This window comes from Rubripirellula amarantea (genome assembly GCF_007859865.1).
Classification (GTDB): domain Bacteria; phylum Planctomycetota; class Planctomycetia; order Pirellulales; family Pirellulaceae; genus Rubripirellula; species Rubripirellula amarantea.
Window position 1 is genome coordinate 204,094 of sequence record NZ_SJPI01000003.1, and the last position, 21,763, is coordinate 225,856.

The 21,763-nt window shown below is 53.9% G+C and carries 14 protein-coding genes; 7 read left to right on the top strand and 7 right to left on the bottom strand.

From position 1 onward, the window contains the following. Positions 1 to 54: 54 nt before the first annotated feature. The 3 genes from Pla22_RS20815 to Pla22_RS20825 all read right to left on the bottom strand — a co-directional run bounded on the left by Pla22_RS20815 (position 55) and on the right by Pla22_RS20825 (position 3,618). Positions 55 to 390: a tetratricopeptide repeat protein gene (locus Pla22_RS20815; RefSeq protein ID WP_146516746.1), complete on the bottom strand. Its 336-nt coding sequence runs from the start codon at positions 388 to 390 to the stop codon at positions 55 to 57. Between the two features lie 159 nt (positions 391 to 549). Next, a complete protein-coding gene (gene ppdK, locus Pla22_RS20820) occupies positions 550 to 3,216 on the bottom strand; it encodes a pyruvate, phosphate dikinase (protein ID WP_146516747.1) in 2,667 nt (888 codons plus the stop codon). Positions 3,217 to 3,300: 84 nt separating this feature from the next. Next, positions 3,301 to 3,618: a hypothetical protein gene (locus tag Pla22_RS20825; protein ID WP_146516748.1), complete on the bottom strand. Its 318-nt coding sequence runs from the start codon at positions 3,616 to 3,618 to the stop codon at positions 3,301 to 3,303. Between Pla22_RS20825 and Pla22_RS20830 the strand changes: the two genes are divergently transcribed. After that, entirely contained in the window at positions 3,617 to 4,534 is a 918-nt protein-coding gene (locus tag Pla22_RS20830; RefSeq protein ID WP_146516749.1) for a lipase family protein, read from the top strand. The two genes, Pla22_RS20825 and Pla22_RS20830, sit on opposite strands and share 2 nt — an antisense overlap. A 36-nt stretch (positions 4,535 to 4,570) precedes the next feature. Next, positions 4,571 to 5,533 carry an AAA family ATPase gene (locus Pla22_RS20835; protein ID WP_146516750.1) on the top strand — a complete coding sequence of 321 codons (963 nt, stop codon included), beginning with the start codon at positions 4,571 to 4,573 and terminating at the stop codon, positions 5,531 to 5,533. Between the two features lie 41 nt (positions 5,534 to 5,574). Here the strand turns inward: Pla22_RS20835 and Pla22_RS20840 are convergent, their stop codons facing one another. Then, the gene (locus Pla22_RS20840) at positions 5,575 to 6,780 is read right to left on the bottom strand and encodes a right-handed parallel beta-helix repeat-containing protein (RefSeq protein WP_146516751.1); all 1,206 of its coding nucleotides are present in this window, start codon (positions 6,778 to 6,780) and stop codon (positions 5,575 to 5,577) included. A 164-nt stretch (positions 6,781 to 6,944) separates the two neighbouring features. Further along, a complete protein-coding gene (locus tag Pla22_RS20845; RefSeq protein WP_146516752.1) occupies positions 6,945 to 7,556 on the bottom strand; it encodes an ankyrin repeat domain-containing protein in 612 nt (203 codons plus the stop codon). A gap of 109 nt (positions 7,557 to 7,665) precedes the next feature. On the opposite strand from Pla22_RS20845, the gene Pla22_RS20850 reads away from it, so the two are divergent. After that, on the top strand, positions 7,666 to 7,941 hold the full coding sequence (locus tag Pla22_RS20850; protein ID WP_146516753.1) for a hypothetical protein: 276 nt from the start codon (positions 7,666 to 7,668) through the stop codon (positions 7,939 to 7,941). Between the two features lie 27 nt (positions 7,942 to 7,968). Here the strand turns inward: Pla22_RS20850 and Pla22_RS20855 are convergent, their stop codons facing one another. Next, entirely contained in the window at positions 7,969 to 9,576 is a 1,608-nt protein-coding gene (locus tag Pla22_RS20855; protein ID WP_146516754.1) for a glucan biosynthesis protein, read from the bottom strand. A gap of 424 nt (positions 9,577 to 10,000) precedes the next feature. On the opposite strand from Pla22_RS20855, the gene Pla22_RS20860 reads away from it, so the two are divergent. Both Pla22_RS20860 and Pla22_RS25780 read left to right on the top strand, forming a co-directional pair. Beyond that, entirely contained in the window at positions 10,001 to 12,043 is a 2,043-nt protein-coding gene (locus tag Pla22_RS20860) for a flagellin N-terminal helical domain-containing protein (protein ID WP_146516755.1), read from the top strand. Positions 12,044 to 12,441: 398 nt separating this feature from the next. Continuing rightward, positions 12,442 to 15,231, top strand: coding sequence for a flagellin N-terminal helical domain-containing protein (locus tag Pla22_RS25780; protein WP_242632223.1), 2,790 nt, complete (start codon positions 12,442 to 12,444; stop codon positions 15,229 to 15,231). A gap of 370 nt (positions 15,232 to 15,601) precedes the next feature. Here Pla22_RS25780 and asnB read toward each other — a convergent pair whose 3' ends face one another. Next, positions 15,602 to 17,494, bottom strand: coding sequence for an asparagine synthase (glutamine-hydrolyzing) (gene asnB / locus Pla22_RS20875; RefSeq protein WP_165440774.1), 1,893 nt, complete (start codon positions 17,492 to 17,494; stop codon positions 15,602 to 15,604). A gap of 325 nt (positions 17,495 to 17,819) precedes the next feature. Here asnB and fliD point away from each other — a divergent pair, with 325 nt between their 5' ends. Then, positions 17,820 to 20,924: a flagellar filament capping protein FliD gene (gene fliD / locus Pla22_RS20880; protein ID WP_146516757.1), complete on the top strand. Its 3,105-nt coding sequence runs from the start codon at positions 17,820 to 17,822 to the stop codon at positions 20,922 to 20,924. Between the two features lie 112 nt (positions 20,925 to 21,036). After that, complete coding sequence (locus Pla22_RS20885) at positions 21,037 to 21,525, top strand: flagellar export chaperone FliS (RefSeq protein ID WP_146516758.1); 489 nt, start codon at positions 21,037 to 21,039, stop codon at positions 21,523 to 21,525. Positions 21,526 to 21,763 lie beyond the last annotated feature (238 nt).

A 21,763-nucleotide genomic window follows, 5' to 3' on the forward strand; every position in this document is an offset into this window, starting at 1 on the left:
GTGAGGGAACACGCAGGCATTTCGAGAAAAGGATTTCGATCGGCGGACGTCAAACTAGCGTCGAGACAGTTCTTGTCCCTTGGCCATCGCGTCTTCGGCCTTCTGGATGTACTGCTGATCTTGAGTGCCAGCCCAAGCTCGTTGGTACGTCACGCTAAGCGCGGTGTAGTTGAACGATTCTTCGGGTTCAAGTTCGACTGCTTTTTCAGCGTGTGCGATCGCCTCTGCGTGCTGGCCGGTTTTGGTGTAAACGCGTGCCAGCGCCAAATGCGCAAGTACAAAGGTTTCGTCCGCTTCAACGATCTGTTTCAAGCCAGTGATCGCGTCTTCAAACTTTTCTTCGTCGATCAACTTCTCGACGGTGTTGTATTGCTGGTGAATGTCGCTCATGACGAAGTACTTCGGGGTTGAGGAGCTCAAAAGGAAAGATTGGCACTTGGCCACCAATAAAAAACACGCCAGCGAGATCATGACAATCGTCGCTGGCGTGATTGAGTTTAACAATCTGGCCACAAAGGCTAGCCAGATTTCTGACTTACGACCGGTTAACTACGAAGACTTCTTCAACGTAGCTTGTGCAGCAGCCAATCGAGCGATCGGCACTCGGAATGGGCTGCAACTGACGTAATCAAGTCCTACGCTGTCGCAGAAGTCGATCGAAGCGGGGTCACCACCGTGCTCGCCACAAATACCGACCTTCAACTTCGGCTTGGTGCTGCGGCCTTTCTCAACGCCCATCGCTACCAATTGACCAACACCTGATGTATCGAGCGATTGGAAGGGGTCAACCGGCACGATCTTGTGCTCGATGTAGTCAGGCAAGAACCCACCAACATCGTCACGGCTGTAACCGAACGTCATCTGAGTCAAGTCGTTGGTACCGAAGCTGAAGAAATCAGCATACTCGGCGACTTCGTTCGCGGTCAAACAAGCGCGAGGAATTTCGATCATCGTTCCAACCGAAATGTCCAACTTGCCGGTGAACTTCTTGGCTTGCTTGGTTGTTTCGATCGTTTCCAAAACCTTCTCGCGAAGAATTCGGAGCTCAGCCGCGGTACCGACCAACGGGATCATGATCTCTGGCTTCGCATCGATCTTCTTCTTTGCACAACTGATCGCTGCTTCGACAATCGCTTGAACTTGCATTTCAAGGATTTCCGGATAGGTCACGCTCAAACGGCAACCACGGTGACCCAGCATCGGGTTGGACTCGTGTAGCACTTCGCTACGCGATTTAATTTCGGCGACCTTCACGCCAAGTTCCTTGGCCATGTCCTTTTGAGCGGCATCGCCGTGCGGCAAGAACTCGTGCAATGGCGGATCAAGCAAGCGAACGGTTACTGGCAAGCCAGCCATCGCCTTGAAGATGCCTTCGAAGTCTTTGCGTTGGAAAGGCAATAGCTTCTTCAATGCAGTCCGACGATCCTTTTCCGTTTCGGCCAAGATCATCGAACGCATGTGAATGATGCGATCTGCTTCAAAGAACATGTGCTCAGTACGGCAAAGGCCAATGCCTTCGGCGCCGAATTCGCGAGCACGCTTGCTGTCGGCCGGCGAATCGGCGTTGGTGCGAATCGCTAATCGACGATACTTGTCCGCCCAAGTCATCAGCTTGGCGAAGTCGCCAGACAACTTTGGTTCTTGGGTTTCGACTTCGCCAGCCATCACTTCGCCGGTCGTACCGTCCAAGCTGATGATGTCCTTTTCGCCAAAGGTGCGGCCGTTGACGGTGATTTTCTTCGTCTTTTCGTTAATCACGACTTCCGAAGCACCAGCAACGCAGCACTTGCCCCAACCGCGAGCAACCACGGCGGCGTGCGATGTCGCACCGCCGGTGCTGGTCAAAATACCGACCGCTGCTGACATTCCTTCGACGTCTTCAGGGCTGGTTTCGCGACGCACAAGAATGACGTTTTCGCCGGCTTCAAAACGAGCACGAGCGTCGTTGGCGGTGAACGCCAACTTACCGACGGCGGCACCGGGCGAGGCATTAAGACCGCGGCAAAGCACATCAGCGGCGTTGCGAGCGGTTGGCTTGAAGCTAGGCAACAAGCAGTGAGTCAGGTCCGAAGCGGGAACCCGCATGACGGCTTCCTTCTCGGTGATCAAACCTTCTTTGACCATGTCGCATGCAATCTTGACGGCGGCGATGCCGTTTCGTTTGCCTGTTCGAGTTTGCAGCATGTACAGCTTGCCCTTCTCGATCGTGAACTCGATGTCCTGCATGTCGGTGTAGTGGTCTTCAAGAGTCTTCTTGATTTCCATCAACTCTTTGTGGGCAGCTTTGTCCCACTTGCCCATTTCCGAAACCGGCTGTGGCGTGCGGATACCAGCAACCACGTCTTCACCCTGAGCATTGATCAGGAATTCGCCGTAGAACTTGTTTTGGCCGGTGTTGGGGTCACGCGTGAAACCAACGCCTGTTCCCGAGTCATCGCCCATGTTGCCATAAACCATGGCCTGAACGTTGACCGCGGTACCAACAAGGCTGCCGATCAAAGTGTTGCCCTTGGCCGATTCGATACGGCGGTAGCTAATGGCACGATCAGCGTTCCACGAGCCGAAAACGGCTTCGATGGCAAGTTGCAATTGATGAACAGGGTCTTGCGGGAAATCTTCGCCGGTGCCCTTCTTGTAAACCGCCTTGTAGGCTTCGCAAAGTTCTTTCAAGCCCTCGGCTGGAACTTCGGTGTCCTCGGTAACCTTGTACTTTTTCTTAACCTTGTCGAAGGCTTCCTCGAACATGTGGTGTTCAAGCCCCATGACGACGTCGCCGTACATGTTGATCAAACGACGGTAGGCGTCATAAGCAAAACGCTCGTTCTTGGTCGCCTTTGCCAAGCCAGCGGTCGAAACGTCGTTAAGGCCGAGGTTGAGAATGGTATTCATCATCCCGGGCATCGAAACGGCTGCACCGCTACGGACGCTGACGAGAAGAGGGTTGGAGTCGTCGCCGAAAGGCTTCTTGAGTTCCTTTTCGAGAGTTTTGACGGCGGCGTTAACTTCGTCCATCAAACCCTTCGGCAGCTTTTTGCCGGCTTTGTAGTATCCGTCACACACTTCCGTGGTGATCGTGAATCCGGGAGGCACGGGCAGACCGATTGCGGTCATTTCGGCAAGGTTAAGGCCTTTACCGCCGAGCAGGGTTTTGGACTCTTTGCGGCCCTCGGTCTTGGTCTTACCGAAGTAGTAGACCATCTTGGAAGCTTTCGCCATCGTTTCTCTCTAAAGAAGAAGCTGAGTAGTCAGTGGATTGAATCCGAACGGAAAGTCCAGTTCGGGGGCTGCTCAGGTAACACATCAACGTGCAACAAACACACTCTTGGTCAGAGCAGAGCGGCCACTTGGAAGCCATTGGATCCAGCGGAATTGGGCCCAGTGGCCGTATTTCCTCGCTGTTTTGCGGCTAAATGTATTTCGCGCCTTCGCCACGGTCAATGACCAACCCGCAAAGTGCTTGATTTCAGCCTGCTTAGCCAAGCCTTCGACCACCGACCGCTCGGGAAGAGCGGCGTTTTGGGATAGACTACGCGTGGGTACGTAGCCGCCAACCTGAACACGAACGGGCGTGGAAAGGCAGAGGGCGATTCGACCACGGAATTGAGAGAAAATTGTCATGTTGGAACGTGCCATCGACGCCATCGATACCGTCCAGGATCCCGGCGAAAAGCCGCTGATCCTTCACTCCCATCTGACAGGGCCCATCAAGGAACTTTCTTTCCTGCGGCGCTCGCTGTTATTCGCTGAATTAGCCATGGTCGCCTACAACGACTTGGACGAAGCGACCCGAGCGAGCCAAAAAATGGGCTTCGATGACATCAGCTTCTACGACCGGGACGGTTCTCAGGCGTTCCGTTTTCGCAACCAATACGACTGCGTGATCGCTTGCCGCGGAACAGAACCCAACGAATGGAACGATATTAAGGCGGACGCCAACGTCGCCGCTGTCCTCGGTGAAACCGCGGGCAAAGTTCACCGCGGTTTCAAACAAGAAGTCGATGACCTATGGCCGATGCTTGAAACAGCACTGATCAGTAACGATCAACCGTTGTGGTTTTGCGGGCACTCGCTCGGCGGAGCCATGGCAACTATCTGTGCCGGACGCTGTTTCTTATCGCACATTGATAGCGCACCCGAGCAACTCTACACCTACGGTAGCCCTCGCGTTGGCAACAATCGCTACGTCAATTTCGTCAAACTCGATCACTTTCGCTACGTCAACAATAACGACATCGTTACCCGAGTCCCGCCGATCCTGTTAGGCTATCGACACTGCGGCAGCGAGGTTTACCTGAATCGAAACGGCGAAATCAGGAAACTAAGCCACATCGCCCGACGTCGCGATCGTTGGAAAGGATTCCTGCGAGGGTTAAGGAAGTGGAAGGTCGATCATTTTTCCGACCATTCCATCCATCAATACATTGACGCGATATTAGATGCTTGCCGCGAAGAAGATGATCGTATCGCGGCTGGCGATACCGCGCGCAGCGCCTCGGAATTCGCTTCCGATGCGCCTCCAGAATCCACCAGTTAACCTTTCAAGTTAGGCAACACCATTTCTCATCAACCGATGGCTAACGATTCCGGGTACGCCGACATCCATGGCGTTCGTTTGAAGCTGGCGCAACCCTATGTGTCAGAGGGTCAATGGATTGGCCAAAGTGAAATCCTGATGCAACTCTTGGCGTGCTGGATTACGGTCGACGATGCCGACTTGCCACTGACACCACGCTTGGTTGGTTCGCCAGGCGTGGGTAAAACCCAACTGGCGATTGCGGCAGCGAAGGCTCAACAGCGACCGCTGTATATCTATCAGTGCACTGCCGACACACGACCGGAAGACTTGTTGATCACACCGGTGCTAAGCCAGGGAGGTGAAATCGCCTACCACGCTTCGCCGCTGGTCACAGCGATGATCTGCGGTGGCGTTTGCTTGCTTGATGAAGGCAACCGCATGAACGAAAAGTCGTGGGCAAGCCTTGCACCCCTGCTCGATGGTCGCCGCCTCGTCGAATCTATCGTTGCCGGCATCACGATTCCCGCGCATCGCGACTTTCGGTCGGCGGTGACAATGAACCAAGACGAATCAACCTTCGAAATACCCGACTATATCCTCAGTCGTCTGCAACCCACCCTGAACGTCGGCTTTCCTAACAAGCAAGACGAAATGGCAATTTTGCAGTATCACTTGCCATTCGCAGAAACCGAGATGCTTGCGATGACCGTGGAATTCTTGCAGCACAGCCATGAACTGAAACTCGATTTTTCGCCTCGCGATGGAATCAACCTGATGCGTTACGCGCTCAAACGCATGACGCAGGACTCCGATCACCCAATCTCTCGTGACGATGCATGGCAGGAAGCACTTGAAAAGTGCCTCGGCGAAGACGCTGTCGATCTTGAACAACTTGCCCAACGACGACGCAGAACCCTTGGCGGCGATTCGGTCCCGTTGGGACTGGCTGATCTTTTCTTTGATCCGGATGACCCGTTGCATCCGGATCGAGACGACGATGACGATGAAGACTTCTAAGCTCCAGCTCGCATCAACATGGCCGGTCACCCAAAGCGTTTCTATTGAGCTTCGATCGCGCCACGGTCTAACCGACCGACGTACCGAAGTTGGCCAAACACATCGAGCGGAAAAACGGATTTTACGTTGGTGGCTGTGTTGATAGCCGGACTTCCCACATCCGGAATGATGGTCCCGGGAATGAACCCTGGATCCGCATAGATGTTCAGTACGCCTGGCGTGATCTCACGCGTCGGTCCATCGAAGATGTTGGCTTGCCATCGAACATCGCTTGAGTCGTATTGGAAGCCCGAAAATTTCCCCTCTTTGGCGTCCAAGATATTGTTCATCACGACACATTGGCTTGATTCGGACAACGTGATCTCACCACCAAAGTCGAAGCTGTCAACATTGTTGACGCACGTGTTGTTGCGAATATAGACCAGCCGACTCGAAAAGCAGTGGATGCCTTGCCCACCATTGTCAAAGCACCAATTGTTTTCCACCAAAATCCGTCGGTTGTAATCACCAGCGCCACCCGCCTGAAGATTGCGAGTGTCGTCGATGACGATACCATTGCCATCGGTGGGACGACCGAAGTTCGGATTGTCGACGAAGTTGTAATTGCCGAACGAAGTGTTGTTGCGAAAGATGATCCCCCAAGCGCGATTGTCCGAGCCAATCTTTTGCGGTTGATACGCCGAGATGCCACTGTGCTGATCAACATTGAAGTACGCGTTGTTGTGGACGATGTTCCATTCCGCAACGATCGAATCGCTGCGATCAAACGCTAACCCACCACCGTAACAATCGTGAATTCGACAATCCCGCACCTTGATGTGATGGCAGCGATTGAACGACACGCCTTTGGTCGGCGGGATGCTGCTTGTATTGGTGACATCGAAACCGTCAACCAACAGGTAACTCTGATCGTTTGACGATATCCAACCCCGAACCTTGGCACCCTCGCGATTAGCGGCAACGAGTCGAATGTAGTTCCCGGGTGTTCCCGACCGACCGATGTACACGTTTTCGTTGTACGTTCCATCAAATACCGAGATAAAATCGCCCGGATCTGCTTGATTGACGGCGTGCTGAATCGTTCGGTACGGAGTCGAGCGATTCGTCGCCTGATTCTTAGAGATCGAATCGCTTCCGTCGGGACCAACGTAGTAGCGAGCTGCATGAACCGAACGATCCACTACCGAAAAGATCAGCATCAGTAGTGCGATGCGAAAAAGTTGAGTCCATGAAGGGTGACGAGGCATCGCAACGATCACATGAGAGTAAAGAACAGCCAATAACGATGGTAATTTCGACGCGTGAACTTGATAGTGAAACTTTCTGAATCGCCCGAGATTGCAATGGCAAGCAATCGCATGAGGGCTTGCCAATAGTCACGGCGTTTGAGGCTTGCCAATCGTCACGGCGTTCAGGGAGCGGGTGAAGATTTTTCTAGCAGCGTCACGATCTCGCTGTGCCCTGCATTTTGGGCGTGACTAAGCGCCGTGTCTCCATCGTCGTCCGTGGTCGCTACGTTGGCATTCTTCTCAAGCAACAACTCAACAACTTCTTTCTCGCCAAGAGCTGCGGCTGTCATTAGCGGCGTAAAACCTTCAGTCGAGTCCGCGGCATTCACATCTGCCCCCGCGTCGATCAACATCTCTGCCGTTTCGGCAAACGGACCACTGCACGCGTGGATCAGCGGCGTTTTGCCCTCATTATCACGAGCATCAACCTTCGCGTCGTGGTTAATTAAGAATCTTACAACCGGAGCGTGCCCGTTGTAGGCTGCCATCAACAAAGCCGTGTGGCCCTTAGACGCATCAACACAGTCGACTTCGATTCCTGATTCAATCGCTCGCTCGACAATGTCAAGTTTTCCCTCGTAAGCTGCCATGCGAAACGCATCGTCGCTGTAGTAGACCGGCTTCTTGCGAGGTTCCACAACGTCAGCAACGGGTTCCACTTCCGTCGCGCCGCGATTGCAGCCGTAGAGGAAGGCGAAGAAGAGCAGCGATAAGGTGGTAACGGTTTTTGTCATGTTCTGAGTCTACCGACTTCGCCGCCCGCGGTCATCGACGAGTCAGCGACAATCGCCGTACAAATTTTTCCCGTTGAACCATACGCTCAAATTTACTAACGAATCGTATATGAGTAACTCTCGATTCGATGCAACCAACGATCCGGCGGGAAACCTGCCGCAGATTGGCAATACCGGCTCCCCTCAACCAAACGGTGCCCCCTCAGGCGAACCGACGGGCGAGCCATTTTTGGGGATTCGATTCGATTGCTGCCGAACCTATGGTCGGATCTACCGCAATCGGGTTCGCACGCATTACGAAGGACGCTGCCCTAAATGCTTCAAACGCCTCAAAGTTCCCATCGGTAAAGACGGCGTCGGAACCCGATTTTTCCGAGCAAGCTGATCGTCGGACGAGCTTGCGGTCATCCGATCACTCGGATTGCCGAGTGTAGACGGCGGGATACACGAACGTCGGCTCTTCGTGAGGGCAGAGATAAACGAACGACTCCGTCACTCGTTCACCAAGATGCGTGATTCCTAGTCTTAGTTCCATTGGCGCCTGTTCGCTTGGTTTTAGTTTGACACCCACCAACCAGTCCCCCGTTTCGGTTTTGGTGATCGACGGCTTATCCACTTCACCACGAATGGTTCGAATTTCAAATTCAATGTCATCGTCAGGATCGATATCCGTTAGCGGGCCGCCGTGGAAGCGAATTTCCATCTCGATCCCATCTTTACCACGCTCAAGTGTGAACGCGGTTGCCTGTCCCACCTCGGTTTCATCGGGATGCGAACCGCCGAAGAACGACAGTTCGTATTCCAAGTCCAAGCGATCACCTGCTTTAGGCAACTGACTAGGAATCCAGTACGCCCCAATATTGTCGATTCCTTCGTGAGCCCCCGGCAACTCTAGCAGCTCAATGGTCCCCTGCTCCCAACCTACTTTGGGTCGAACAAAGACACTCGGACGACGATGGTATTGGGCATTGTGATCGTCAAAGTGGAAGAAGGCAGTGTTTCGCTGCATGACACCAAAGCCATTGATCTTACCGAAGTTCATCTGGCTAACCGAAGGATAGGGTTGCCGAGCAAACGGTCGCCAAACCCAACCTTGATCTTCACTGTCGATTAGCAGGCCGTCGGAATCATGCACACTCGGTCTAAGATCTTTGGGTGGCCCTTCAAGCCCATCGCCCCACATCCACATACTCGTCAATGGTGCGAGCCCTAGCTTTTCGACTGACTTGCGAAAATGCAATCTCGCTTTTACGCTCATGTCCGTCGCTGCAGCACCGGGTTCGACAGTGAACTCGTAAGCACCGGCAACCGAAGGACTATCCAGCAGCGCAAAAATGGTTAGCGACTTGTCCTTGGCTTTTGGCTTTACGACCCAGAACGATCGAAATTGAGGAAACTCTTCATCGCGATTAAGGGCGATATCTACCGCCAACCCACGAGCCGATGTTCCATAAACCGCAAACTGACTACGCGCTCGAAAATAGCTTGAACCAAGAAACGTTAGTACCTCTTGTGCCTCGCCCTCTGGAAAACGAGCCGCAATTTTGATCCCCGCATGCCCCGCGTCGGCCGCAAAGGTCGGATCAATGCCAGGTAAGTCATACTCGAAGTCATTGGCCGAAAACGGAATCCAGCGATTGACGTTATCTTCGAGTGCAAACAACTCAACACGATCGCGTTGCACAAAACCACGGTGGAACGTTTCGATCCAAAACGGAGTTTCTCCTCCCCACCAAGTTGCTTTTGGGTGTCGGTAGCTAATCTTGAGGTAGTCTTCGTAAGTCAGTTGCGCCAATGATTCAGGCAGCGGTGGAAGAGGCTGGTAAGGCATTCCAGCCAACTTGGTGACCAACGAATCGAGGTCGTCCAAGTCCTTGACTTGCGCCTGTTGCACGAGCGTCTGGATCTGGGTTGCACTGTCCAGACCGTTGGCGGTGGGCTCATCCGCCGGTAGATCCGGCACGCTTATGCAAAAAGCTGCCAACGTGACCGAGAAGATCTTCACGAAATAGCGAAGCATAGAAATCCCCCAACGGGAGTGAGTGAGAAGATTGGTGAAGCTGTTCGAAGTCTGAAGATTCATGTCTTTAATTTCCCGGCAACTGCGTCGTTGAGCAAGCCTCATTGATCGCAATCCGAGTAGCTTTCAATAGTAATCCGGGCAATTCGTCGCACCTATCTGGCGAAACAGTAGGGGTTGTAGCACTCAACAGGATTAGGCCGAGCCAGCCCGATCAATCAGTGTACTTTTCCTACCTTCTTTAAAGCGTTGAACCTGATTTGTAACGCATCTTTCACCGGACGAACTCGCCCGCAACAGTTTTCGTGATCGAAGGTCGATCGCATGCACGCGTGGGGCCCAGTCCAACCGGTCCAGAAGTGGCCGGATCCAAATTTTCTAAATCTGTGATTCGCCATTCGACTGGCTGTACCAAGGAATAAAAATGACCCGTATCAATACCAACGTTTCTTCACTCGTTGCTCAAAACCGTCTTCAAGCATCGAACAAAGACTTAAACTCTGCTCTGACTCGCTTGAGCACTGGTCTTCGCATCAACAGCGGCTCGGATGACCCCGCCGGTTTGATCGCAAGCGAAGCTCTTCGATCGGAAATCACTGGTTTGGGCAAAGCGATCAGTAACACTCAGCGAGCAAGCCAAATCATCAGCACCGCTGACAGTGCTCTTGGCCAAGTCGGTACATTGCTCACCGACATTCGCGGTCTGGTTGCCGAAGCCGCTAACAGCGGTGCACTTAGCGACGAAGAAATCGCTGCTAACCAACTTCAGATCGACAGCTCGCTCGAAGCCATTGACCGGATTGCTCAAACGACGACTTTCCAAGGTCGTAAGTTGCTTGACGGCTCGTTGGACTATAAGAGCACCGCTGGTTCGGTTAGCTCGGTTCAAGACATCAACATTTCGAAGGCTAAGCTCGGCTCGACTGGCAAGATCGACGTCGAAGTAGTTGTTTCGGCCGCTGCGACACAAGGTGAAGTTTCGGTAAGCGATTCTGGATTCACCGCCGCCGCCAACGCGACCGCTAGCACAGACAAGCTTGCCGTCGTCACCCAAGCCATCGGTGGTGAAGACATCGACATCACTGGCGTCGAAGGCTTCACGGACATCGTGATCAACGACGTCACGGATGCTTCGAGCACAGGAAGCGCATCGTACAATGCCGACACCGGAACGCTTACGATCACCGGTAACTTCACGGGCGATTCAGCCAATCCTGGCGAGATTGACGCGGATGTGGACGCTGACATTGTCCAAGCTGCGATCAACAACTTGGAAGGCTTTACCGCAACCGGATCCACTGGTTCGGGCACGCCAGCAGCTGCGTCGGCAGCCACCGTTGCCGCGGCTGCGGATGGCTTGACGGTATCGGCTCTCAACGCCGGATCTGACTACAACAACGTTACCATCGAGTTTGTTTCTGGTGCGTCAACCGAAGCCAGCTTCGATGCTGAACAAAAGAAGTTGACCGTCAGCGTCGACAGCTCGGGTCTTGAAACCGCCGAAAACATTGCTGCAGCAATCGAAGCCGTCCAAGTCAACGGCGAAGCAGTCTTCGAAGCAACGGGCTTGGCAGACGCTAACTATGACATCAGCGAAGGCATTGCTTCGATCACCACAGGCAATACCGGTGGCGAAGTTCTTAACGACAAGTTGGTTTTCCAACTGAGCGGTGCTGATGGAGCGGAAACATTCAACTTTGGTGCTGGCACCTCGAAGGATCAAATTGCTGCGGCTTTGAACTTGGTTTCCGATAGCACGGGAGTTTCAGCTAGCGTCGTCGATGGTTCGTTAACGTTCAACACCAACGATTACGGTAGTGCAGCTTCGGTATCGGTCGACGTTATCAGCGAAGGTTCAAACGGCACGTTTGAATCAAGCCTGAGTGCGACCAGCGGAGCTGGAACCGACATCAGTGCAACCGTGAACGGTGTTGCTGCATCGGGCAAGGGCAACAGTCTTTCGATCAATACCAGCTCACTTTCGCTGGAAATGAACGTTGACAACAGCGGAAGCAACTTCTCGTTCTCCATCAACGGTGGCGGAGCGACTTTCCAACTCGGTCCTCAGGTCAACAGCACTCAACAAGCTAGCTTGGGTATCGGCAGCGTTAGCACCGGTCAACTCGGTGGAGCATCGGGTCGTTTGTACGAACTGGGAACCGGTCAATCCAAGAGTCTTTCCAACGACGTTAGCGGAGCTGCGAAGGTCATCGAAGAAGTGATCAGCAAGGTCACCGCACTTCGTGGTCGTCTCGGTGCGTTCCAGTCAACGACTCTGGACAGCAACTTGGTCAGCTTGAGCGAATCACGCACAAGCCTTCAAGAAGCTGAAAGCTCGATTCGCGATGCTGACTTCGCTCAAGAATCAGCCAACCTGACTCGTGCTCAAATTTTGGTTCAATCGGGCACCAACGTGTTGTCCTTGGCTAACCAGAACCCACAAAGCGCGTTGCAGTTGCTCGGCTAAACCGCCGTCCAACAACAAACGCGATTCTAATAGCGAAAGCCGGTCTAGAGACTTCTGTCTCTGGGCCGGCTTTTCGCATTTCTGGCTTCACTCTGAAGCAATCATGACGGTGATAAGCCGTTTGAACCGGGGCGACCGCTCGTCACAGCCTGTGAAACATGCCGAAAGCTGTACCGGTTGTGAGGGTCGATGCGATTAAAAAGCCCTCCCTTTGGATTTCACCCAAATTCCAATGGTGTTGACTTGCATCCTACTCAATACGGTGCCGATACGTTCGCTGATGACCTCGCTCGCACCCCGGGGCAACCGGCGCTCGCCGTTTTCGCTAGTCATCGCCGGTCCGTCGCGGCCGGATTCTCCCGGTTCGACCGCGATTCAAAACAACGGAAGGTTTACAAATGACTCGTATCAATACAAACGTCCCATCACTTATTGCTCAAAACCGCTTGCAATCTAGCAATGGCGACCTGAACTCGGCACTGACACGACTAAGCACCGGTCTTCGTATCAACAGTGGCTCGGATGACCCGGCCGGTTTGATCGCCAGCGAAGCTCTACGCAGTGAAATCACCAGCCTGGGCAAGGCGATTACGAACACGAACCGAGCTAGCCAGATCATCAGCACCGCTGACAGCGCCCTTGGCGAAGTCAGCAACTTGCTTAACGACATTCGAGGCCTGGTTGTCGAGGCAGCTAACTCGGGCGCTCTTAGCGACGAGGAAGTGGCAGCTAATCAGCTTCAAATCGACAGCTCGCTCGAAGCCATCAACCGGATCGCACAAACGACCACCTTCCAAGGACGAAAGCTTCTGGATGGTTCGTTGGATTTCCAAAGCACTGCTAGCAGTGTAAGTTCGATCTCTGACATCAACATCGATCAAGCCAACTTGGGTGCCATTGGAAACATCAACGTCGATGTGAACATCAAGGCCGCCGCCACCCGTGCATCCATCAGCACGACCGGCATCCCAACGTCGACGACGTCGACAAAGTCAACGGGCAGCCTGACTTTCTCGTCGCCTTCACCCGATGCCGAAGCCGCAGGTACCGTTAGCCTTGCTAACTCGTACACGATTGGCGCCGAAGCGACCGGCACCGTTGCGTTGGCCAATGCGTTTGCCCCAGACGGCGAAGCAACCACGGGTGCAATTTCACTCGGCAGCGGTGCTACGCTGACGATTGCAGCCACCGACGGTGGTTTAGCGGACGGTTCAAAGGGTAATGACACGATCATTAACCTGACGACCAACACCACGGGCACGACTGTCAATTACGACGCCAACACCGATACCTTGAGCGTGTCGCTTCAAGAAGGTCTTGACGAAACCGCCCTTGCTGCGGCTCTTTCAGGTATCTCGGCTGACTTCGGCTTCACCGTTGGTGGAACGGGCACCACTGATTCTGGCGATGCTGCAGGTTTCTTGACCGGTCAGTTTTCTGGTGGTACCGACGTATCGGGCACCGCTCAGTTCACTTTGACGGCAGTCGATGGCGGAGCAGCGGACGGCCTCAAGGGTGATAGCACTAACTTGGTGTTAACCTCGGGTGCCTCCACCTCGGTTACTTACGATGCCGACAACGACATCCTGAACGTCACCGTTGCTGACGGCGCAACTGTCGCTGATATCGCTGCGGCGATCAATTCAACCGTCGGCTCGGACTTCATCGCTTCCAACGTTGTCGATGGCAGCTACACCTACGCGGCCGCTGACAACGGAACCACCAACCCAATCACTGGTGGTACGGACCCAACTTCGCTGGGCCAATTTGATATCGAAGCCGTCAACGGCCAACTTGCCGATGGAACCGCCGGTAACGGTGCAACCATCAACTTCACGTCCGGTGCAACCACCGAAGCTATCTACGATCCTGATGCGAACATCATCAACATCACGGTGGCCGATGGTGCAACAGTTGCTGACATTGCAAGCGCAATCAATGCCGACGGAAACTTCCTAACACGCAACGTACAGAACGGTAACGCTCTGTTCGGCGCTTCGGACCTCGGTAGCAACGACCCATCGTTGTTGGCTGGTACCGACACCACGTCGGACGATGTCATCACCGTTACCGCTGACGATGCTTCAGCCGACTTCGACGGCCGTACCATCAACGTCGTCGCAGATAACTCGCTCGCAGCAGGCACTGCCTCGGCATCGCTTGATTCCAGCGGAAACATCGTTGTCAACGTTAGCAGCAATGGTCCTGTTGGCGTCGGCTCGATCGCTTCGGCAATCAACAACATCGAAGGATTCTCTGCTTCGGTGACCGCTTCCGACGGGGATGGATCCTTTGATATCCTCACCGACACCACACCAACAAGCGTTGACTTGACCGGTGGAGTTTTCGGTGGTGGACTTAACGCCGACTTGGTGGTTCAACTTCGCGGCTCGCAAGGTTCCGAAGTTTTCCAATTCGAGAAGGGTGCAACTCTTGAGAGCATCGTTCAGTCGATCAACTTGGTTTCGGACGCAACCGGCATCACCGCCGAAGATGACGGCGGAAACTTGAAGCTCAACAGCTCGAGCTACGGTTCCGATTCGTTGATTGACATCGAAGTCATCAGCGAGGGAACCGGCGGAACATTCAAGAGTGGATTGACCGCAGTTCGCGCCAACGGAACCGACATTGATGCCACGATCAACGGTATCACTGCCGACGCACAAGGCAACTCGTTCTCGATCAACACGTCAACGCTCGACTTGAACTTGACCGTCGTCGACGGCAGTGCTTCGGACTTCACGTTCTCGATCAACGGTGGCGGTGCTAAGTTCCAACTTGGTCCCGACGTAACGTCGACTCAGCAAGCTCGCTTGGGTATCGGCAGCGTTTCGACGGGCCAACTTGGTGGTGCCGCCGGTCGTCTTTACGAACTGGGAAGCGGACAAGCTAAGAGCCTGACCAATGACGTTGGGGGAGCCGGTCAGATCATCGACGAAGTGATCAATAAAGTGACTGGCCTCCGCGGTCGTCTTGGTGCGTTCCAAGCAACGACTTTGGACAGTAACTTGGTCAGCTTGAAAGAAACACAAGCCAACCTGCTTGAAGCGGAAAGCTCCATCCGGGACGCTGACTTCGCGCAAGAATCAGCCAACCTGACACGAGCTCAGATCTTGGTCCAATCGGGCACGAACGTGTTGTCCTTGGCCAACCAGAACCCTCAAAACGTTCTGTCACTGCTCGGATAATCATTGACGTAGCAAAGTGAAAAGCGAAAGCCGGCGAAGAGAAATCTTCGCCGGCTTTTTCGTGTTGCAATGGATACCGTGCGAGAACGCCGACCTCGATTGTACCTAAGACACATAGAAGCAGGCTTTGCTAGATGGGAGCGTCCGCAACCCATTGGCACCCATTGGCACCCATTGGCTTGCCCCGATGCGGCACATCGCGACACGCTCCATCGCGACTCGGCACATCGCGACTAGGCGCATCCCAAAGCAGGAATGGTCTAAACGACAAGGGCCGAAATGATCCAAGGGCCAGATCGCTTCAAGTCCAGCGATGCGAAGGCAACGCGTGCGAAAGCAATGCGTGCGGCCTCGATCAGGCCAAATGCGGCTAAGCTGCGAACTCTTGATCGCCCCAATGGGCCAAGTTCATAAGCGGCCAAAGAAGAACGCCAGCACTTTGGGGTGCGGCGATGAGCTGCGGCAACAACTCGGGATGAATCACTTCTGAAAGAAATGCACTTGATGCCAGCGTTTGCTTGACTCGGTCAGACCAAACCCCGCCCATCCAATCGAAGACCGGTGTCGGGAAACTTTGCTTGGGGCGGTCGACAATCTCATGAGGCAATCGTTCACCTGCAACGACGCGTAGCAGTCGCTTGGTCTGCAGAGAATGCGTTGCCGCTAGCTCCTTGCTTGTCAGATCCGGGTCGCACCCGTCCCTTAAGCGAATGTGCTTGTCGAAGGAAACCTTCGCCATCTTTTCACAAAGAATGTGATCTGTAAACGGAACTCGGCCTTCGAGCGACGCTTGCATGGTAGCAGTGTCGAGTCGGCTGAGTTGGCCTTCGAGATTGATCCGATGAATTAAGCGATAGATCTTGCGGCTGGCACCTTCTTCAACGTGTTTCCCAGCAGCGTCTTCGTAAACGCACTCTATCTTTTCATCAAGTTCGGCGGCCTTCCATGCATCGTTGTTGAAGACATGACTTTTTAGTTCGCTCGGCAGGAACGTGTTTCCCGCCAAAAACATGTCGACGGGTGAACGAAACGAATCGCGTCCATACCCTTGTGTCAATCGGAGCCGGAACGAGGATGCTGAATCGGCGGTCGTGTGCCGCCTGAAGTCTTCACCCGCCCAGTGCTGCGCGGCATACCCGCACAGCATTTCGTCGGCGCCTTCGCCCCCGAGTGCCACATCAACCTTTTCTTTCAAACGCTTAGAAAGCATTAGAATCACAGCATCGCTGGGAGTCGAAGCCGGAAGCCTCGTTGCGTCAAGCAGTTCCCGCCATGCGCGATCATATTCGTATTCAGTGGCATCGACAGGTGCGAATTCGCAACCAACCGTCTCGGCGGTATGTTCGGCGTTTTGAGCCTCTTGGCCTGCTCCACAGGCAAAGAACCCGCTGCCCGACTGCATCATCGAGGCAGCGATTGATGCGGAATCGATGCCGCCCGAAAGCAGCATACCTACTGGCTTGTCGCTGACCTTCCGACGGCTAACTGAATCGTCTAGGCCGCTCGCTAATTCGTCGACGGCGTCCTCGAATTTGATCGTGGCGTCCTCGATGGGCAATTCCCAATACGTTTCGATCCGTTCGCCTCGAGCATCAACTGTCATCCGTTGTGCGGATTCGAGTTGATAAATCCCCTCGTACATCGTTTCACGACCTAAGGTCAAACGAAACGAGGACAAATAGTGGCTGATCGCTCGGAAATTGGGTCGGCGTGGAACATCAGGATGTTCTAACAACGCGGCTATTGAACTAGCGACCAGCAAAGTATTCCCAACGCGGGTGTAAAACATTGGTTTCACACCACAGCGATCACGTGCAATCAATACGTCGCCGGTTTGGAAGTCGACGGCGACGAAGGCAAACATCCCCCGAACGCGATCCACACAGTTCTTGCCCCATACGCGGAACGCGTGCAGTAACGTTTCAGTGTCACATCGAGTTTGAAACCTGACGTCATGAACGTCGGTCAGCTCACGGCGTAGTTCTGTATCGTTGTAAATCTCGCCGTTGTACGAGATTGCATAGCGACCGTCGGGCGTGACCATGGGTTGTTGACCGGCATTGACGTCGCGAATCGCGAGGCGTCGATGGGCCAACAGTACATTTTTGCGTGCAAGAATTCCGTGACCATCAGGCCCGCGACGTGCCATCACGTTGTTCATGCGGTGGGCAATGCGATGCGTATCGACCGTGATCGGCTGGTCGTTCGTCAAGATTGCCAACACGCCGCACATAGGAATCCGAGTCTTTCGGTGGATAGCCAAAGAATGGTTTTCCCTCATGATCGGCACAACGCGGTAGATCCAAAGACGATACCGTTGAGGTTACCAGTCGTGGCGGTTGCATAATTTGCAACGCGCCATTGGTGAGCGTTTGTGATTGAGCTTTCCCGTTTATTCGTTACCCAAGAACCGGATATTCGTTTTAACCGGCCATGTTTCACAACCTGATTGCTCTTCAACACTCGTGCAACGCGTTTTTCTAATCCTCGGAATGGGAGTGTGCTAGCCTTTTTGTGGACCTAACCGTGCTAGTTTGACGATCAAGTTGGGTAGGTACGTTCACCATCGAACTTGTAGAAGCTAATAAATGGGTCGCATTCAATCATCAATCGGGTTAGTCACAGGGACCGACATTGTCGGGACTGTGGATCAATTGATGGCGATCAACGGCCAACCGCGTGATCGCTTGGTCTCACGAACCAATACGCTTCGGTCCGAGCAGCAATCGATCGCTGAATTAACCGCATCGGTGATTGGCGTTCAGCTTGCCGGCAAACAACTATCCAACGTCTCAACATTCCGATCGAAGTCGTCGGAATCGTCTAACGCAGAAGTCTTGACGGCGACGGCCGGCAGCAAGGCCATCGCGGCGACTCACGAAATCCGCACTCTGCAAACCGCCGCAACGCACGGTGTTGAGTCGCGCGTCCGATTCGATTCGGACACCGAAGCGTTGGGCTTTACGGGATCGCTCGCCATTCAAACCGAAGGGTTCCTTGACCAGTCGGTTTCGCTTTCCAAGTTGAACAATGGCCGCGGTGTCGATGCAGGAAAAATTCGCATCACTGATCGCAGCGGACAATCGGCAGAGATTGATTTGTCGAAGGCCAAGACGATCGACGATGTGCTACAAACGATCAATGACGCATCCATCGACGTGCTGGCAACCACCGAAGGTGGCAAAATCAAGCTGGTCGATCAGACGGGTGAAACAGAGTCGAACCTCATTGTTGATCAATTAGGCGATGCGGAAACGGCCGCCGACCTAGGTCTATGGGGAGTCGACGTTGCCGCCGATTCCGTCACCGGATTCGACCTTACGTTCAACGTCAGCGCAACCACGGACCTTAGCCAACTGCGTCAAGGCAAGGGCATTCGACAAGCCGATGGCGACGACATCGCTATTAAGCTATCCGATGGCACGTCACTGAACGTGGACTTCGGCGATTTTGGTGGCGCGTCAGAACCAACCATTCAAGACGTACTCGACCATCTGAACTCACTCAATCCGGCCAAGCTTTCGGCGTCATTCACCAGCGAAGGCATCGAAGTCAAAGACTTGACCACAGGGTCTGGAAAGTTCTCGATTGCAAACGCGGAAGATTCATCGACCGCAAGCGACCTTGGTTTGATTGGTTCAACCAGCAGTGACACAATCGTCGCTGAATACGAACCGCAAGTACTTCGCGGCACGTCGCTAAACCAATTGGCGGGCGGTGCTGGGTTGGCGGGGTTGACGTCGCTAGACATCACGACCGCCGATGGATCGTCCGCTTCGATTGATCTATCGTCTGCAACGAACACTGCTGAGGTGATCGATGCAATCAATGGGTCTGGGCTGAGCTTGATTGCCCGTTTGAATGACGCTGGAACGGGCCTTCGGATTCGTGACGTTTCCGGGGGAACTGGCAATCTGACGATCTCGTCCCTTGATGATACATCCGATCGACTCGGCGTCACCGCCGACACGGCTGACGACATCGTCGTTGGCACAAACCTGAACAAACAAAGCGTCACCCTCGATACCAAACTCACGGATCTCAACCGAGGCGTTGGCGTAGGCAAGGGCAGTTTTACCATCACCGATTCCAATGGCGGCATCGGCGCAATCAACCTAACCACCGATGGCATTTCGACGGTGGGGGACTTGATCGACAAGATCAATGGCCTAAGCATTGACGTGTCCGCATCGCTTAACGAAGCCGGCGATGGCATCACGATTGTCGACACCGGCGACGGCGACGCCACGCTGACAATCACGGACTCGGGAACCGGAACGTCTGCAAAAAAACTGGGGATTGTCGGAACGGCCACCGACCAAACGATCGGCGGTTCGACCGTTTCCGCACTGGTTGGATCACAAGCCGACCGCATCACAATCGAGGCAACGGACTCGTTGGCCGAGATCGCCGAGAAGATCAACGCTTCGGATCGCTACGCTACTGCCACCGTCAATCTGAACGACGATGGAAGCTACTCGTTGCGCGTTCGCAGTAACAAAGGCGGTGCCGACGGTCGCTTCGGAATTGTCACCGATGGATTTGATCTAGACATCGAGACGACCGCCAAAGCTCAAGACGCCGTGATTGCGGTGTCCACCGACGGTTCCAGCGAGCGACTATTCACGTCGTCGGATGGCGTGTTCGAAATTGACGGCGAAGGAACGACATCAACCGCCATTACGTCGTCCACGAAGCTCACCGACCTGGCCAGCGGTGCTGGCTCGGGCAGCTTTACCATCACCGATTCCAGTGGCGCAAAGAGCGCGATCAACATCACGGTGCAAAACATCACCACCGTGGGTGAATTGGTCGATGCTTTCAACGACTTGGGTATCGGAGTCAAAGCCTCGATCAACGAAGATGCAACAGGCATCACGCTCATCGATACCGCCGGTGGGGACGAAACCATGACCGTCACCGACGTTGGAAACGGTATCGCGGCGAGCAGTCTTGGGATCGAAGGCGAAGCAGAATCCCAAACGATTGACGGATCGACTGTCAACGCTCTTATCGGCACCGGTCAAGCCACCAGTGGCGACGACGAAACCGGGTTAACGTTCACTCTTAAGCAGCTATCCGACGAAACCATCACCGTCCGAGTCGCTGAAGACACTTCGGGGATTACCAAAGCGGCCAAGTCGTTTGCGGACCAGTACAACAAGCTAGTTGATAAGCTCGAGTCGCTCACGTTCTTCAATGCCGAAGACAACGAGATTGGCTTGCTGTTCGGATCCAGTGAAGCTCAGCGGATTCGCCAGGGCTACACACGGTTGCTTTCGGGAACCATCACCGGCGCGGGGAACATCAAGTCGATTGGTCAAGTCGGACTACGGTTCAACGACCAAGGAAAGCTTGATCTCAACACGACAAAGTTGACCGAAGCCATCGAAAACGGCCGTGAAGACGTCGAGGCTTTCTTCACCACCGAAGACACCGGCCTTTCGGATCGGCTCGATACCTTGGCCGAATCATTAGCGGGTGTCGGATCCAGCTTACTTCTCAATCGTTCGCAAACGCTCAGCAGTCAAATCGAGCGTTACGACGATCAAGTCACCTCGATGAACTCAAGATTAGAAAAGCAACGTGAGCAATTGTTGCTTCAGTTCTATCGTACCGAAGAAACGATTTCTAAGCTTCAGAGCAATTCTTCCGCAATTGACCAAATCCAACGAATCACAATTCCGACCTAACAATTAAGCCTACCGGTGCCATGTAAAATGTTGACACCGCGATTTGGATCGACCAAGGACAGTTGCCCTTTATCTCGTCACGACAGGGCTCGGCCTAAACTCAAGGATGAACATGAACTCGTCTCCCGAAGGTAATTTTCGCCCTCAAGCTTCACTAAGCTCCGGTGATCAGTACTTGGATGCCGCGATCCGGATGGCATCTCCAGCGAAGCTTCGGCTGATGCTGCTCGAGCGGTCGGTTGAAGTTGCTCGAATGCTTGCTGCCAAATGGCGTGCGGGCGAGACGATGGGCAGCAACGAGTATTCGATTCAACTGCTTGACATGATTAATGAGCTGCTCGGCGGAATTTCGGGCGGCAAGAGTGAATCAGAGAAGAAATTGTGCCTTCAAGTGGCTGACTTGTACGTCTTTCTAGCCAAGCACCTTGTGATCGCAGAACAGCATTCTGACGCTGGTGCGATTGACGAAATTCGATTGGTGCTTGAAACCGAAACTGAAACTTGGCGCGCCGTTGTGGCCCAGGAAGTTTCGAAGCTTCCCGCTCAGTCCGCTGCTTCGCCTGTGGTGAGCACCTCGGGCGGTCTCAACTTCAGCGCCTAGTTCCATGGCGTGTTAAGTTTTGCGGATTGCGTAAAAGGATTCAATTCTGACGTTTGTTCCGTCGATCTTAGAGTGTGTAGGAAAACACCTCTTGTTCGCAACGGATTGTCACGTCATGTGCTGGACCAAAACCGCTTTTGCCGCACTCGCTTGTTTCACGCTTTGTTTCGCAAGCGGCTGCGTCGGCCCGATGGGCTGCGGCCCTGCTGGAACCTGTGGACCGCTAGCTATGAATTCT